Annotated in this window: 13 protein-coding genes; 7 read left to right on the top strand and 6 right to left on the bottom strand. The window is 66.7% G+C overall.

From position 1 onward, the window contains the following. Positions 1-6: 6 nt before the first annotated feature. The 4 genes from WS46_RS04595 to WS46_RS04580 form a co-directional block, all read right to left on the bottom strand. Positions 7-465 (bottom strand): RidA family protein, encoded by a 459-nt coding sequence (locus WS46_RS04595; RefSeq protein WP_006478174.1) that lies wholly within the window; start codon positions 463-465, stop codon positions 7-9. 42 nt (positions 466-507) lie between these two features. Further along, positions 508-1,689, bottom strand: coding sequence for a PLP-dependent aminotransferase family protein (locus WS46_RS04590; protein ID WP_059600352.1), 1,182 nt, complete (start codon positions 1,687-1,689; stop codon positions 508-510). Between the two features lie 152 nt (positions 1,690-1,841). After that, positions 1,842-2,750 carry a DMT family transporter gene (locus WS46_RS04585; protein WP_059689432.1) on the bottom strand — a complete coding sequence of 303 codons (909 nt, stop codon included), beginning with the start codon at positions 2,748-2,750 and terminating at the stop codon, positions 1,842-1,844. 55 nt (positions 2,751-2,805) lie between these two features. After that, a complete protein-coding gene (locus WS46_RS04580) occupies positions 2,806-3,498 on the bottom strand; it encodes a VOC family protein (protein WP_059689431.1) in 693 nt (230 codons plus the stop codon). 230 nt (positions 3,499-3,728) lie between these two features. Here WS46_RS04580 and WS46_RS04575 point away from each other — a divergent pair, with 230 nt between their 5' ends. Then, complete coding sequence (locus WS46_RS04575; protein WP_059689449.1) at positions 3,729-5,189, top strand: PLP-dependent aminotransferase family protein; 1,461 nt, start codon at positions 3,729-3,731, stop codon at positions 5,187-5,189. A gap of 326 nt (positions 5,190-5,515) precedes the next feature. Here the strand turns inward: WS46_RS04575 and WS46_RS33435 are convergent, their stop codons facing one another. Further along, positions 5,516-6,094, bottom strand: a complete 579-nt coding sequence (locus WS46_RS33435) for a DUF2778 domain-containing protein (protein WP_306453738.1) — start codon at positions 6,092-6,094, stop codon at positions 5,516-5,518. Between the two features lie 141 nt (positions 6,095-6,235). On the opposite strand from WS46_RS33435, the gene htpG reads away from it, so the two are divergent. The 3 genes from htpG to WS46_RS04560 are packed head-to-tail and all read left to right on the top strand — an operon-like array spanning position 6,236 to position 9,215. Continuing rightward, positions 6,236-8,134, top strand: coding sequence for a molecular chaperone HtpG (gene htpG, locus WS46_RS04570; RefSeq protein WP_059689430.1), 1,899 nt, complete (start codon positions 6,236-6,238; stop codon positions 8,132-8,134). Between the two features lie 8 nt (positions 8,135-8,142). Then, on the top strand, positions 8,143-8,739 hold the full coding sequence (locus WS46_RS04565) for a chorismate lyase (protein ID WP_059689448.1): 597 nt from the start codon (positions 8,143-8,145) through the stop codon (positions 8,737-8,739). After that, the gene (locus WS46_RS04560) at positions 8,739-9,215 is read left to right on the top strand and encodes a DNA-deoxyinosine glycosylase (protein WP_059689429.1); all 477 of its coding nucleotides are present in this window, start codon (positions 8,739-8,741) and stop codon (positions 9,213-9,215) included. Before WS46_RS04565 ends, WS46_RS04560 begins: the two co-directional genes overlap by 1 nt. Before the next feature lie 37 nt (positions 9,216-9,252). Here WS46_RS04560 and WS46_RS04555 read toward each other — a convergent pair whose 3' ends face one another. Continuing rightward, the gene (locus WS46_RS04555) at positions 9,253-9,507 is read right to left on the bottom strand and encodes a hypothetical protein (protein ID WP_059689428.1); all 255 of its coding nucleotides are present in this window, start codon (positions 9,505-9,507) and stop codon (positions 9,253-9,255) included. 142 nt (positions 9,508-9,649) lie between these two features. Between WS46_RS04555 and WS46_RS04550 the strand changes: the two genes are divergently transcribed. The 3 genes from WS46_RS04550 to mctP all read left to right on the top strand — a co-directional run bounded on the left by WS46_RS04550 (position 9,650) and on the right by mctP (position 12,556). Next, positions 9,650-10,567, top strand: a complete 918-nt coding sequence (locus WS46_RS04550; protein ID WP_059689427.1) for a hypothetical protein — start codon at positions 9,650-9,652, stop codon at positions 10,565-10,567. 199 nt (positions 10,568-10,766) lie between these two features. Then, positions 10,767-11,009, top strand: a complete 243-nt coding sequence (locus tag WS46_RS04545) for a DUF3311 domain-containing protein (RefSeq protein WP_011352801.1) — start codon at positions 10,767-10,769, stop codon at positions 11,007-11,009. Next, positions 11,006-12,556, top strand: coding sequence for a monocarboxylate uptake permease MctP (mctP, locus tag WS46_RS04540; RefSeq protein WP_059689426.1), 1,551 nt, complete (start codon positions 11,006-11,008; stop codon positions 12,554-12,556). The genes WS46_RS04545 and mctP overlap by 4 nt, the downstream gene beginning before the upstream one ends. Positions 12,557-12,985 lie beyond the last annotated feature (429 nt).

The raw sequence follows: 12,985 nt of genomic DNA, 5'->3' as shown, positions 1-12,985 counted from the left end.
CGCCCGTTACGCGACTTCGGCGATCAGTTCGATCTCGACGCACGCGCCGAGCGGAATCTGCGCGACGCCGAACGCCGAACGCGCATGCTTGCCTGCGTCGCCGAACACTTCGGCGATCAGTTCCGACGCACCGTTCGTCACGACGTGCTGTTCGGTGAAGTCGAGCGTCGAGTTGACGAGGCTCATCAGCTTCACGATGCGCGTGACCTTGTTCAGGTCGCCGGTGTGCGCGTGCAGCGTCGCGAGCAGGTCGATCGCGATCGAGCGGGCGGCCGCCTTGCCGTCTTCCGTCTGCAGATCCGCGCCGAGCTTGCCGGCCCAGACCTTGCCGTCCTTCTTCGCGATGTGGCCCGACAGGTAGACCGTGTTGCCGCTTTGCGCGCTCATCACGTAGGCGGCGGCCGGTGCGCCGGCGGTCGGGAGTTCGATGCCGAGCGACTTCAGTTTGTCGTAGACGTTAGCCATGTGTTCGATTCCTCGTTGAGAGTCGTGACAGGAAAAAGGGGATCAGAGACGCTCGCGCAGCAGCTTGCCGAGACGCGCGACGCCTTCCTCGATCTTCTCCGGCGGCACCGTCACGAACGACAGGCGCAGCGTGTTCTGCTGCGGGTCGTTCGCGAAGAACGGCGCGCCCGGCACGAAGGCGACGTGGTTGGCGACCGCGGCTTCGAGCAGCTTCATGCTGTCGATCTGCGCGGGCAGGTTCACCCAGATGAACATGCCGCCGTCCGGGCGATTCCACGTGACGCCTTCCGGCATGTGGCGCGCGAGCGATGCGAGCATCGCTTCGCATTGCGCGCCGTACAGCTGGCGGATCGTCGGGATGTGCTCGTCGAGGAAGCCGTCCTTGATCACTTCGTGCGCGATGCGCTGCGTGAGCGTCGGCGTGTGCAGGTCGGTGGCCTGCTTGGCCTGCACGAGCTTGAAGTGGAGTTCCTCGGGGGCAATGATGTAGCCGATCCGCAGGCCCGGCGCGAGCACCTTCGAGAACGTGCCGAGGTGCACGATATGGTCGGGCGCCATCGACAGCATCGTCGGCAGCGGCTCGCCCTGATAGTTCAGCGCGCCGTACGGGTCGTCTTCCAGCACCGGGAACGGGCTCGACTGCGCGAACGCGGCGAGCGCGCGGCGCCGCTCGACGGGCAGGCGGCGGCCGGTCGGATTCTGGAAGTTCGGCTGCGCGTACAGCAGGCGCGCGCCTTGCGTCAGGTCGGGCGTGAGGCCCTCGGGCAGCAGGCCCAGTTCGTCGGTCGGCACCTGCACGTAGCGCGGCTCGTACAGCGAGAACGACTGCAGCGCGCCGAGGTAGGTCGGGGTTTCGACGAGGATCGGGCTGTCCGGATCGATCAGCGCCTTGCCGAGCAGGTCGAGCGCCTGCTGCGAGCCGGTCGTGATCAGCACCTGCGACACGCGCACGCTGTAGCGCTCGGCGATCCATTCGCGCAGCGGCAGGTAGCCTTCGGTCGCGCTGTACTGGAGTGCGGCGGCGGGCGCATCGCGCAGCACGCGGTCGGCCGCGGCGCGCATGCGTTCGGCCGGGAACGTCGCGGGAGCGGGCAGGCCGCCTGCGAACGAGATGACCTCGGGGCGTTCCGTGACCTTCAGGATCTCGCGGATCGCAGAGCTCGTCAGCTTGCGGGCGCGTTCGGAAAGCTGCCAGTGCGGCGGATGCAGGTCGCTCGGATTCATAGTCTCCTCGTTCGGATATCGTGGTCAGTCAAGAAAGGTCGATCGGGCTGATCGCGTCGACGCGGCCGGGTGGGCGTGCGGGAGCGCGACCGGGCCGTCGCGGCCGGGTGGGCACAACCGTTCAGGCAAAACGAACATTATGGCGCACCTCATCAACCGGCGCGAGCGGGACGCGGGGCCGTGGCCACCGCCGAGCGCCGGCCGAGCATCACGGTCGCGATCACGGCGGCCGCGAACAGCCACGTCGACGGCGTCACCGTCTCGCCGAACAGCAGCGCGGAAAAGGCGATCGTGAAGAAGATCTGCAGCAGCTGCACCTGGCCGACGCGCGCGATGCCGCCCATGGCGAGCCCGGCGTACCACGCGAAAAAGCCGATGAATTGCGAAAAAAGGGTCACGTAGCCGAATGCGAGCCACGTGCGCAACGCGAGCGGGGCAGGGTGCGCGACGTGCTGCGTCCACGCGAGCCAGCCGACCGGCAGCACCAGGAACGGTGCGGACACGACGAGCGCCCAGCAGATCACCTGCCAGCCGCCGATCTGGCGCGCGAGGCGCGCGCCTTCCGCATAGCCGAGCGCGCCGATGCCGACCGCGACGAGCATCAGCGCGTCGCCGGCCTGCACCGTGCCGCCGCCGTCGCGCAGCGCGAACGCGATCACGAGCGCGCTGCCCGCCAGCGCGCTGGCCCAGAACGCCTTCGACGGCCGCTCGTGCGACAGCCGCGCCGCGTACAGTGCAACGAACAGCGGCTGCAGCCCGTTGACGACCGCGCCGTGCGAGGCCGGCACGGTTTTCATCGCCCAGGCGGAGAACACCGGATACGCGATGATCACGCCGGCCGACACGACCGCGAGGCTTTTCAGTTGCGCGCGGGTCGGCAGCCGTTCGCGGCGCCACCACAGCAGCAGGCCGGCCGGCACCGACGCGGCGAGCGCGCGGCCGAGCCCGTTCAGCAGCGGGTTGAGTTCGGAGACGACGATACGCGTCATCGGCAGCGTCAGGCTGAAGATCATCACGCCGATGAGGCCGAGCAGCATGCCCCGGGTTTCGCGCGAATTCATGAAATGGGTGTCTCCGTATTGCGGGTTTCGTGTAATCGAGGGGCGGCAGCGGCGTTCAGCGCAGCGTGCGTGCGCCTTGCGGCGTGTCGAATTCGGCGACGAGCGCCGGCGGGGCGTCGCCGATGTCGAGGTCGAGCAGATGGCCCGCGCCGAGCCAGTCGAGCTGCTCGCGGATGACGTCTGCACGCGGGTGGACGCCCTTGAGCGCCTTCAGGGCGACGCCGTCGTTCGGCAGCGATTCGGCCGGATGGCGCGGGCTGTCCCACTGGATCAGCGATGGCACGAGGCCGTCGCCGGCGCCTTGCCAAGCGGGGAACGCGCCGTCGTCGGGCACCGTGAGACCCCAGCTCAGGTCGCCGCGCCGCATCGCGACGACCGGCGCGATGCGCGCCGGGTACTGGCGTTGCCACATCGCGAGCTGGCGCGGGCGGTCGACGCGTGCGACCCAATGCGCGAGGAACGGGCCCTGCGCGAGCCTGGCATGCATCGCCGGATCGTCGAGGCCGAACAGCCGCGCGCGCGGCGGCGTGGCGTCGTCGCTCGTGGCGGGCGCATCGGGATCGATCGCGATCACTTCGAGGTACAGCCCGCCCCACGCGCCGAACAGCGCGTTATGGGTGCGCATCAGCGGATGGCGGCCGCCGCCGGCCGGTTCGATGCCGAGCGACGCGGCGACATGGCGCACGCCTTCGTCGAGCGTGCGCGCGGCGATCACGAGATGGTCGAGGGTCAGGGAGCGGGCTGGCATGAACGTCGGTCGGGAAGCGAAAGTGTCATGGTAGGCGGGCGATGCGCCGGGCGGTTGCGGAACCGGCCGGTGCCCGGGCCGCGATACGGGCCCGGCGGTGCGGCGCCGCGTGCGGCAAGGCCGCGACGGCAGCCGCACGATCGCCATTCCGGTCAACTGTAATCGTCGGCACCGGCACAGTAACGGTACAATCGGCGCGATAGCCTTCGGTACAGTTGGAGTCGCCGCTCATGTCCACCGTCCCCCTCGCCCAGATTCCCGCGCCGCACGATACGGCCACGCTCACGCTCGTCGACCAGCTCGTCCAGTGGGCGCGGCGCCGCATCGACGAACGCGTGTTCCGGCCCGGCATGCGCATGCCGTCGATCCGCAAGCTCGCGCTCGACAAGAGCGTGTCGCGCTTTACCGTGGTGGAAGCGTACGAACGGCTCGTCGCGCAGGGCTATCTCGACTCGCGACGCGGCTCGGGCTTCTACGTGCGCGAGCGCACGGCCACCGGCCCGCAGCCGGCCGACAACGTGGCGCGCGTGGCCGAGGCCGCGCCCGTGCACAACACGATCGATGTCGTCTGGCTGCTGCGCAATATGCTGCATACCGTCAGCCCGGAAAAAGGGCCGGGTCTCGGCTACCTGCCGGGCCGCTGGCTCGACGGCGAGCTGATCACCGGCGCGCTGCGCGCGCTCGGGCGCCAGTCCGGCGCGCAGATGCTCGGTTTCGGCACCGCGCAGGGCTTCCTGCCGCTGCGCCAGCAATTGCAGACGCGGCTCGCGGAAGTCGAGATCGGCGCGAAGCCCGAGCAGCTCGTGCTGGTGTCGGGCATCACGCAGGCGATCGACCTGATCTCGCGGATCTACGTGCGGCCCGGCGATGCGGTGATCGTCGGCGATCCCGCGTGGTTCCAGATGTTCGGCCGCTTCGCGTCGCAGGGCGCGCAACTGGTCGGGATGCCCTATACGCCCGACGGCCCCGATCTCGACGCGCTGGAAACGCTCGTGCAGATGTGGCGGCCCAAGATGCTCGTGATCAATTCGGTGCTGCAGAATCCGACCGGCACGTCGCTGTCCGCCGCGCAGGCGTTCCGGATCCTGAAGCTTGCCGAAGCGTACGACTTCCTCGTGGTCGAGGACGACGTGTACGGCGACCTGTGCCCACCGAGCTATCCGGCCACGCGACTCGCGAGTCTCGACCAGCTGAAGCGCGTGATCTACCTGGGCAGCTATTCGAAGACGCTCGCGGCGAATTTGCGGGTCGGCTATGTCGCCTGCGCGCCGGAGATCGCGAAGGCGGTCACCGACCAGAAGATGCTGGTCGGGATGACGACGCCGGAGCTCAACGAGCGCGTGTTGTACAAGATCCTGACCGAAGGGCATTACCGGCGACACGTCGAGCGGCTGCGCGCGCGGCTCGACGGCGTGCGCGACAAGACCGCGCGGATGCTCGAGCGTACCGGGCTGCGGCTCTTCACGATGCCGGCGGCGGGGATGTTCCTGTGGGCCGACACGGGCGTCGATTCGGACGCGCTCGCGGCCGCCGCGCACGAGGAAGGGTTCCTGCTGACTCCGGGAAGCCTGTTCTCGCCGCAGCAGTCGTCGTCGACATGGACGCGCTTCAACGTCGCGAACTGCGGCGATCCGGCACTGCCGGGGTTTCTCGCGCGCTATATCGAAGCGGCGGCGCGGCGCGCGTCGTGACGGCGGCGTGCCGCGCTTCATCATCCCGCCGCCCGGGACGCGGCGCCCAAGAGGTCATTCGATACGGGATCGATTGAACCGTCCGAAGATCCGGCAGCAGATGAACGTAAGAAGGCTTACTACCACCGCGGACACGACAAGTGCGTAGTAGATATCGAAATTCGCTGAAGACTCGCAATCGTGCGCGGAGAACAGGCGGTCCAGCCACAGCGAGAGCGCTAGCGGCGGGGCAGGGACAAGGTCGGGATGACGAATCCACCAATAGGTCAGTGCAAGCGATGCAAACGAAATCCATGCAATGACCGTGCAGATGCGGAGTAGCCGCTTCACCACACTGCCACCATTCCGTATGCGCGCAGCATGCTTCCGGGTATGGGATGCAGGCCGTTGTTGACCAGGAGCTCCCGCAAACGCCGGAAGTCGCTTTGACTGTCGATCACGATGCATCCACGGCTGATTCCGCGAAGGCCGCGCGGATGCAGGCGGAACTGGCCTCGTTGCACGTCGTCGCACAGTGTGGCGTCGTCAATCGAGCCATCGGCCGCATATAGTGCGAACCATTCCGATTTTCCGCCGACACGATCATGCAGCCATCCGAGCCTGCCCCCTGATCGTCGGTCGACAACGTAATATTCTCCGGGCGGAATCGGTCCGCGTTCTGCAACGCAGGCAGCCGTTCGAGCGTTGACGTAAGGGGGAAGTCCTGAGAATGCCGGCAGTTCAAGGCCGCGAATCTGGAAGTGGCTGATGGGTTGATCATTAAGCTCAAAGCTGCATGGAATCATTTCGTTCTCAATTCGGGTAGCGATACGGTATTTCAGCGAATTGAAAGCGGCGCGAACATTGGATCGGTCCGAAATTCGCGCGGTAAAAGCGCTAATTCGCGACTCGACCCACACGTGCATCCGGACAAGGCACCGAAGCACACGGCCGAGCCCTTGAAATCCAGCCGGCCGCCCCCAGATGGCGGCAACAACCGGTCGGCCCCGGCATCGTGCGCCGGGTGCCCGGGGTTAACACCATTCATGTAAGAGGAAACAGCATCCATGGCACACGAAACGATGAGCTTTCAGGCAGAGGTCAAGCAACTCCTCCACCTGATGATTCATTCGCTCTACAGCAACAAGGAAATCTTCCTGCGCGAACTGGTGTCGAACGCGTCCGACGCGGCCGACAAGCTGCGTTTCGAAGCGCTCGCGGACAACGCGCTGTACGAGAACGATCCGAATCTGCGCATCCGCATCGGCTTCGACAAGGCCGCACGCACGATCACGATCGAGGACAACGGCATCGGCATGAGCCGCGACGAGGCGATCGCGAACCTCGGCACGATCGCGCGTTCGGGCACCAAGGAATTCTTCACGAAGCTGTCCGGCGACCAGCAGAAGGACGCGGCGCTGATCGGCCAGTTCGGCGTGGGCTTCTACTCGGGCTTCATCGTCGCGGACAGGATCACCGTCGAGACGCGCCGCGCCGGCCTGCCGGCGAACGAAGCCGTGCGCTGGGAAAGCGCGGGCGAGGGCGATTTCACAATCGACGCGATCGAGCGCGCGCAGCGCGGCACGACGATCACGCTGCATCTGCGCGAAGGCGAGGACGAGCTGCTGTCGTCGCACCGCCTGAAGTCGATCATCCAGAAGTACTCCGACCACATCGCGCTGCCGATCCTGATGCAGAAGGAAGAGTGGGATCAGGAAAAGGGCGAGATGGTCCTGAAGGACGAGGACGAAACCGTCAACCAGGCGAGCGCGCTCTGGACGCGTTCGAAGAGCGACGTCAGCGACGAGCAGTACACGCAGTTCTACCAGCACATCGCGCACGATCACCAGGATCCGCTCACGTGGACGCACAACCGCGTCGAGGGCCGCAGCGAATACACGCAGCTGCTGTTCGTGCCGGCGCACGCGCCGTTCGACCTCTGGAACCGCGATTACCGCGGCGGCCTGAAGCTGTACGTGAAGCGCGTGTTCATCATGGACGACGCCGAGCAGCTGCTGCCGCAATACCTGCGCTTCGTGAAGGGCGTCGTCGATTCGGCCGACCTGCCGCTGAACGTGTCGCGTGAAATCCTGCAGGAAAGCCGCGACGTGAAGGCGATCCGCGAAGGCGTGACCAAGCGCGCGCTGTCGATGCTCGAGGAACTCGCGAACGCGGAAGAGGACGCCGGCAAGGAAAAGTACAAGACGTTCTGGAGCGCGTTCGGCCAGGTGCTGAAGGAAGGTCTGGGCGAGGATCACGCGAACCGCGAGCGGATCGCGAAGCTGCTGCGCTTCGCATCGACGCACGGCGACACCGACGCGCAGGACGTGTCGCTCGCCGACTACGTGTCGCGCATGAAGCCCGAGCAGAGCAAGATCTACTACGTGACCGCCGATACGTGGCAGGCCGCGAAGAACAGCCCGCACCTGGAAGTGTTCCGCAAGAAGGGCGTCGAGGTGCTGTTGCTGACCGATCGCGTCGACGAATGGATGCTGTCGTTCCTGCATGAATTCGACGGCAAGCCGCTCGCGAGCGTGGCCCGCGGCGATCTCGACCTCGGCGAGCTGAACGACGAGGAAAAGAAGGCGCAGGAGCAGGCGGGCGAGGCGATCAAGCCGGTCGTCGAGAAGATGAAGGAAGCGCTCGGCGACAAGGTGAAGGAAGTGCGCGTCACGTTCCGCCTGACCGATTCGCCGTCGTGCCTCGTCGCGGACGACAACGACATGAGCGGCTACCTGCAGCGGATGCTGAAGGCGGCCGGCCAGAACGCGCCGGCGATGCAGCCGATCCTCGAGATCAACCCGGAGCACGCGCTCGTGAAGCAGCTGAACGCCGACAGCGCCAATTTCGGCGACTGGTGCCACCTGCTGTTCGACCAGGCGTTGCTGGCCGAAGGCGGGATGCTCGACGATCCGGCGAGCTTCGTGAAGCGGACCAACGCGCTGCTGCTGTCGCGCACCGCGTGAACGCGCGGATGCGATTCGACGGCGCACGGGCGGGCTGGCGCGAAACGCCCCGGCCCGGCTGCACGCTCGATCAGCGCGACTGGCTGACGCGCGGCGGTTCGCTGACCGCGCATCTGGCGCGCCTCGGCAGCGTGAGCGTGCGCGTGACGCGCGAGGCCGTCGACTGTCCGTGGTTCGACGAACCGGACGCGCTCGACAGTGCGCCGCGCGCGCCGATGTGGGTGCGCGAGGTGATCCTGTCGGTCGACGGCATGCCGTACGTCGCCGCGCACAGCATCGCGCCGCTCGCGGCCAGCAAGGGTGTCTGGCAGGCAATGCGGCGGTTGCGCACGCGGCCGCTCGCGGAGCTGCTGTACAGCGATCCGCAGGTGGAGCGCTCCACGCTCGTCAGCCGGCGCGTGATCGCCGGTCATCCGCTGTATGCGCTCGCGAGCCATGCGTTGCAGGGCGCGCGGGCGCCACATGCGTTCGCCGCGCGGCGCTCGGTGTTCCAGCGGCACGGCAAGCCGTTGATGGTCACCGAATGCATGCTGCCCGCGCTGTGGCGCCATCTCGATGCGCACGGCGACGGGCCGCGATCCGCCGGGCCGCGCGGAGCGGCGTGATGCTGCAGGGCTTTCCGCCGGTCGTCGGGCCGCATACGCACACGATGATTCTCGGCAGCTTTCCGGGCGAGGCGTCGCTCGATGCCGCGCAGTACTACGCGCATCCGCGCAACCAGTTCTGGCGGTTGCTCGGGGCGGTGCTCGGCGAGCCGGGGCTGCACGAGCTTGCGTACGACGCGCGGCTCGAGCGCGTGCTTTCGCACGGCATCGGCATCTGGGACGTCCTCGACGCCTGCCACCGGCAAGGCAGTCTCGATTCTGCGATCCGGAATGCGAAGCCGAACGACTTCGCGTCGTTGCGCGCGCATGCGCCGTTGCTGAAGAAAGTGTGTTTCAACGGCAAGACGGCAGGGCGGTTTGCCGACGTGATCGGCCAGGCCGGGTACGACACGCTGGTGCTGCCGTCGTCGAGTCCGGCGAATGCGATGCTGTCGTTCGAGCAGAAGCTGGTGCAGTGGCGGGCGATTCTCGCCTGACATCGATCCGGATCGCGCGCGGCCGTCGCCGCGGCGCTCAGTCGTCCTTGCCCCATCTCCACCTGGGCTTTTCGCCCTTGATCCAGCAAACGGCGGTCAACAGCGCGACCAACACCGCGATGCATGCAGCGTATGCGATCGGCGACCGGTGCGGCGGCACCAGCCACGCGCTCGCGATGATCCCGATCGCGAACAGCAGCAGTACGACCCAGCCTTGCCAGGCAATCGGCAACCCCCATCCCCATCCGTAGCGCTTCGCCGGAAACCAGATCCTTTTGCCGTTCGGGTTCATGCGTTCTCCTTCGATCACCGAGCGCAGCGTAGCGCCAACCGGCTTCGAAGTCACGCAGGGCAGGGTGGGCGGCACGGCCGCCATCCCCCACCAATGCTATCCTCTCGTCCGCTCATCCAGCGTCACCCAGCGAGATTCAATCATGACCCGACTGATCAAGCGCGCGTCCGCCGAGGCGCGCGCGTTCAAGCAACGCAAGCCGGCCGCCTACAACGGCTCCGACAAACTCCAGCCGGCGCGCGTGAAACGCCGTCCGGAGATCGACGAACACGACGACGTGCCCGTCCTCGAGGCGCCGCGCAAGCCGCGCTTCGCGCCCGTCACGTTCTCCGAAGAGCGCGGCGTGCGCTTCCTGCACTTCGGTACCGAATGGGTGCAGGGTGCGATGCGGATCTCGAAGCCGCTGCACATCGAGCTCGAATACGCGCAGCAGATGATGGCGTGGCTGCTGTTCCTCGAAACGCCCGAGCGGATCGTCCAGCTCGGGCTCGGCACCGGCGCGCTGACCAAGTTCTCGCACCGCTTCCTGCCGCACGCGAAGGTCGAGGCCGTCGAACTGAACCCGGCCGTGATCGTCGCGGCGCGCACGATGTTCGCGCTGCCGCCCGATGACGCACGCCTCGTCGTGCATGAAGCCGACGCATGGGATTTCGTGAACGATCCGGCCAACCGCGGCACGACGGGCGCGCTGCAGATCGACCTGTACGACGCGACCGCGCGCGGTCCGGTGCTCGACAGCGTCGCGTTCTACCGCGCGGTGCGCGGCTGCCTCGCCGACGCGGGCATCGCGACGATCAACCTGTTCGGCGACCATCCGAGCTTCGTGCGCAACATGAAGCATCTGAACGCGGCGTTCGACCATCGCGTGATCGCGCTGCCGGAAGTGCACGACGGCAACCGGATCGCGATCGCGTTCTCGGGCCCCGCGCTCGACGTGTCGTTCGCGCAGCTGGAGGCCCGCGCGAAGCTGATCGAGGACACGCTGAAGCTGCCCGCGCGCAAGTGGGTGAAAGCTTTGAAAGAAACGATCGGCGCACGCGAATCCTCGTTCGCGATCTGACGCTCATGCACCGGTCGCATGCCGGTGCAACCAGCCTGACTGGGGGCGGATCACCTCGGGTTCGCCCCTGCTTGACCGCTCGCTCGCGGCTCCTATACTGGCGCGAAGCCAGGGGAGCCGCAGCTTACCCGTTTTGCCCCTCCTCTCGCCGCCGTACCCGCTTGACAAGATCGATAACCGGGAAAGATGAGGAGACGTCATGGCTCACGATGCCGACGCCAATCGGGCCGCCAAGCGCTGGCTCTGGCTGCTGGTGCTGCCGCTGATCGCGATGGTCTGGGTGCCGTCGTACAGCAAGATCGAACCGCAATGGTTGGGTTTTCCGTTTTTCTACTGGTACCAGTTGCTGTGGGTGTTCATTAGCGCGGTGATCACCGCGTTCGTGTATTTCAAGACCAAGAACGCGTGGAAGGCGAGCGGCCCGCAAGGAGGTGCGCGATGAACCTCGGCGCAACCTTCGTCTTCGTCCTGCTCTTCATCGGCGTCACGATCATCGGCTTCCTGGCCGCGAACTGGCGGCGCGGCGATCTCGCCCACCTCGACGAATGGGGCCTCGGCGGACGCCGCTTCGGCACGATCGTCACGTGGTTCCTGCTCGGCGGCGACCTCTACACGGCCTATACGTTCGTCGCGGTGCCCGCGCTCGTGTTCGGCGCCGGCGCGATGGGCTTCTTCGCGTTGCCGTACACGATCCTGATCTACCCGTTCGCGTTCGTCGTGTTTCCGAAGCTGTGGAGCATCGCGAAGCGGCACGGTTACGTGACGGCCGCCGACTTCGTCAACGCGCGCTACGGCAGCCGGATGCTCGCGCTCGCGATCGCGGTGACGGGCATCCTCGCGACGATGCCGTACATCGCGCTTCAGCTCGTCGGCATCGAAGTCGTGATCGGCGCGCTCGGTTTCGACACGACCGGCTTCATCGGCGATCTGCCGCTCATCATCGCGTTCGCGATTCTCGCCGCCTACACGTACACGTCGGGGCTGCGCGCGCCCGCGATGATCGCGATCGTGAAGGACATCCTGATCTACATCACGATTGCCGCGGCGGTCATCGTGATCCCTGCGAAGCTCGGCGGCTTCGGCCATATCTTCGCGTCGGTGCCGCCGGCGAAGCTGCTGCTGAAGGCGCCCGACGCGGCGAGCCTGAACGGCTACAGCGCTTACGCGACACTCGCGCTCGGTTCCGCGCTCGCGCTGTTCCTGTATCCGCACTCGGTTACGGCGATCCTGTCGTCGGCGTCGGGCAACTCGATCCGCCGCAACATGGCGATGCTGCCCGCGTACTCGTTCGTGCTCGGCCTGCTCGCGCTGCTCGGCTACATGGCGCTCGCCGCGGGCGTGAAGGACATGCCGCAGTACGCGCCGTACTTCAAGGCGTTCGGCCCGAACTTCGCGGTGCCCGCGCTGTTCCTCGAGTATTTCCCGTCGTGGTTCGTCGGCGTCGCGTTCGCGGCGATCGGCATCGGCGCGCTGGTGCCGGCGGCGATCATGTCGATCGCGGCCGCGAACCTGTACACGCGCAACATCCACCGCGAGTTCGTGAACCGCAACATGACGCACGACCAGGAGACGCACGTCGCGAAGCTCGTGTCGCTGATCGTGAAGGTCGGCGCGGTGGCGTTCATCCTCGGGCTGCCGCTGACCTATGCGATCCAGCTGCAGCTGCTCGGCGGAATCTGGATCATCCAGACGCTGCCCGCGATCGTGCTCGGCCTGTACACGCGGCTGCTCGACCACCGCGGCCTGCTGGCCGGCTGGGCGGCAGGCATCGTGTGCGGCACGTGGATGGCGGTGTCGCTGAAGCTTGCGAGCTCGATCTTCACGATCCACCTGTTCGGCCTCGCGATCCCCGGCTATGCGGCCGTGTGGTCGCTGGTCGTGAACCTCGTGGTGTCGGTGGTGGTCAGCGTGCTGGTGCGCGCGATGGGCATGGCGCATGCGGAGGACCGCACGCGGCCGGAGGATTACCTCGACGTCGTCGAGAGCTGAACGCACCCGAGCTGTTGCAGTTTCGACACGGCGCCTGCGACGCAAATCGCGGGCGTTTTGCATGGTCCGCCGCGAACGCCCCGTGCGGCCGTGCTTCCGTTCTCGTTGATCTCCAAGCGATTCTAGGATGACCGCGCCGCGGTGAAAATCGGTGTATGACCGATTGGAAGAGGTGCTTGCCGATTGTCAATATTGCGTCCCGCCCGGCCCACGCCGGGTGATTCGATCTCGACACGATTCGACTACATGAGGGATGCAATGATGAAGATGGGGTTGCTGGTGCTCGGCCTGTGGTGCGCCGCGCTTGCCGGTTGTGTGAACGCGTACTACCGGTGAGGCCAACGATGAGAGTCCTGTTGATGTGGGTGCTCGTCGCCCCGATCCTGCTCGCCGGCTGCGCGAACATGTATTACCGGTGATGGTGGGCCC

The organism is Burkholderia sp. RF4-BP95, assembly GCF_001521985.1.
Classification (GTDB): Bacteria; Pseudomonadota; Gammaproteobacteria; order Burkholderiales; family Burkholderiaceae; genus Burkholderia; species Burkholderia diffusa.
Note: the sequence above shows the minus strand (reverse complement) of the source record. Positions and strands in the feature narration are given on the sequence as shown.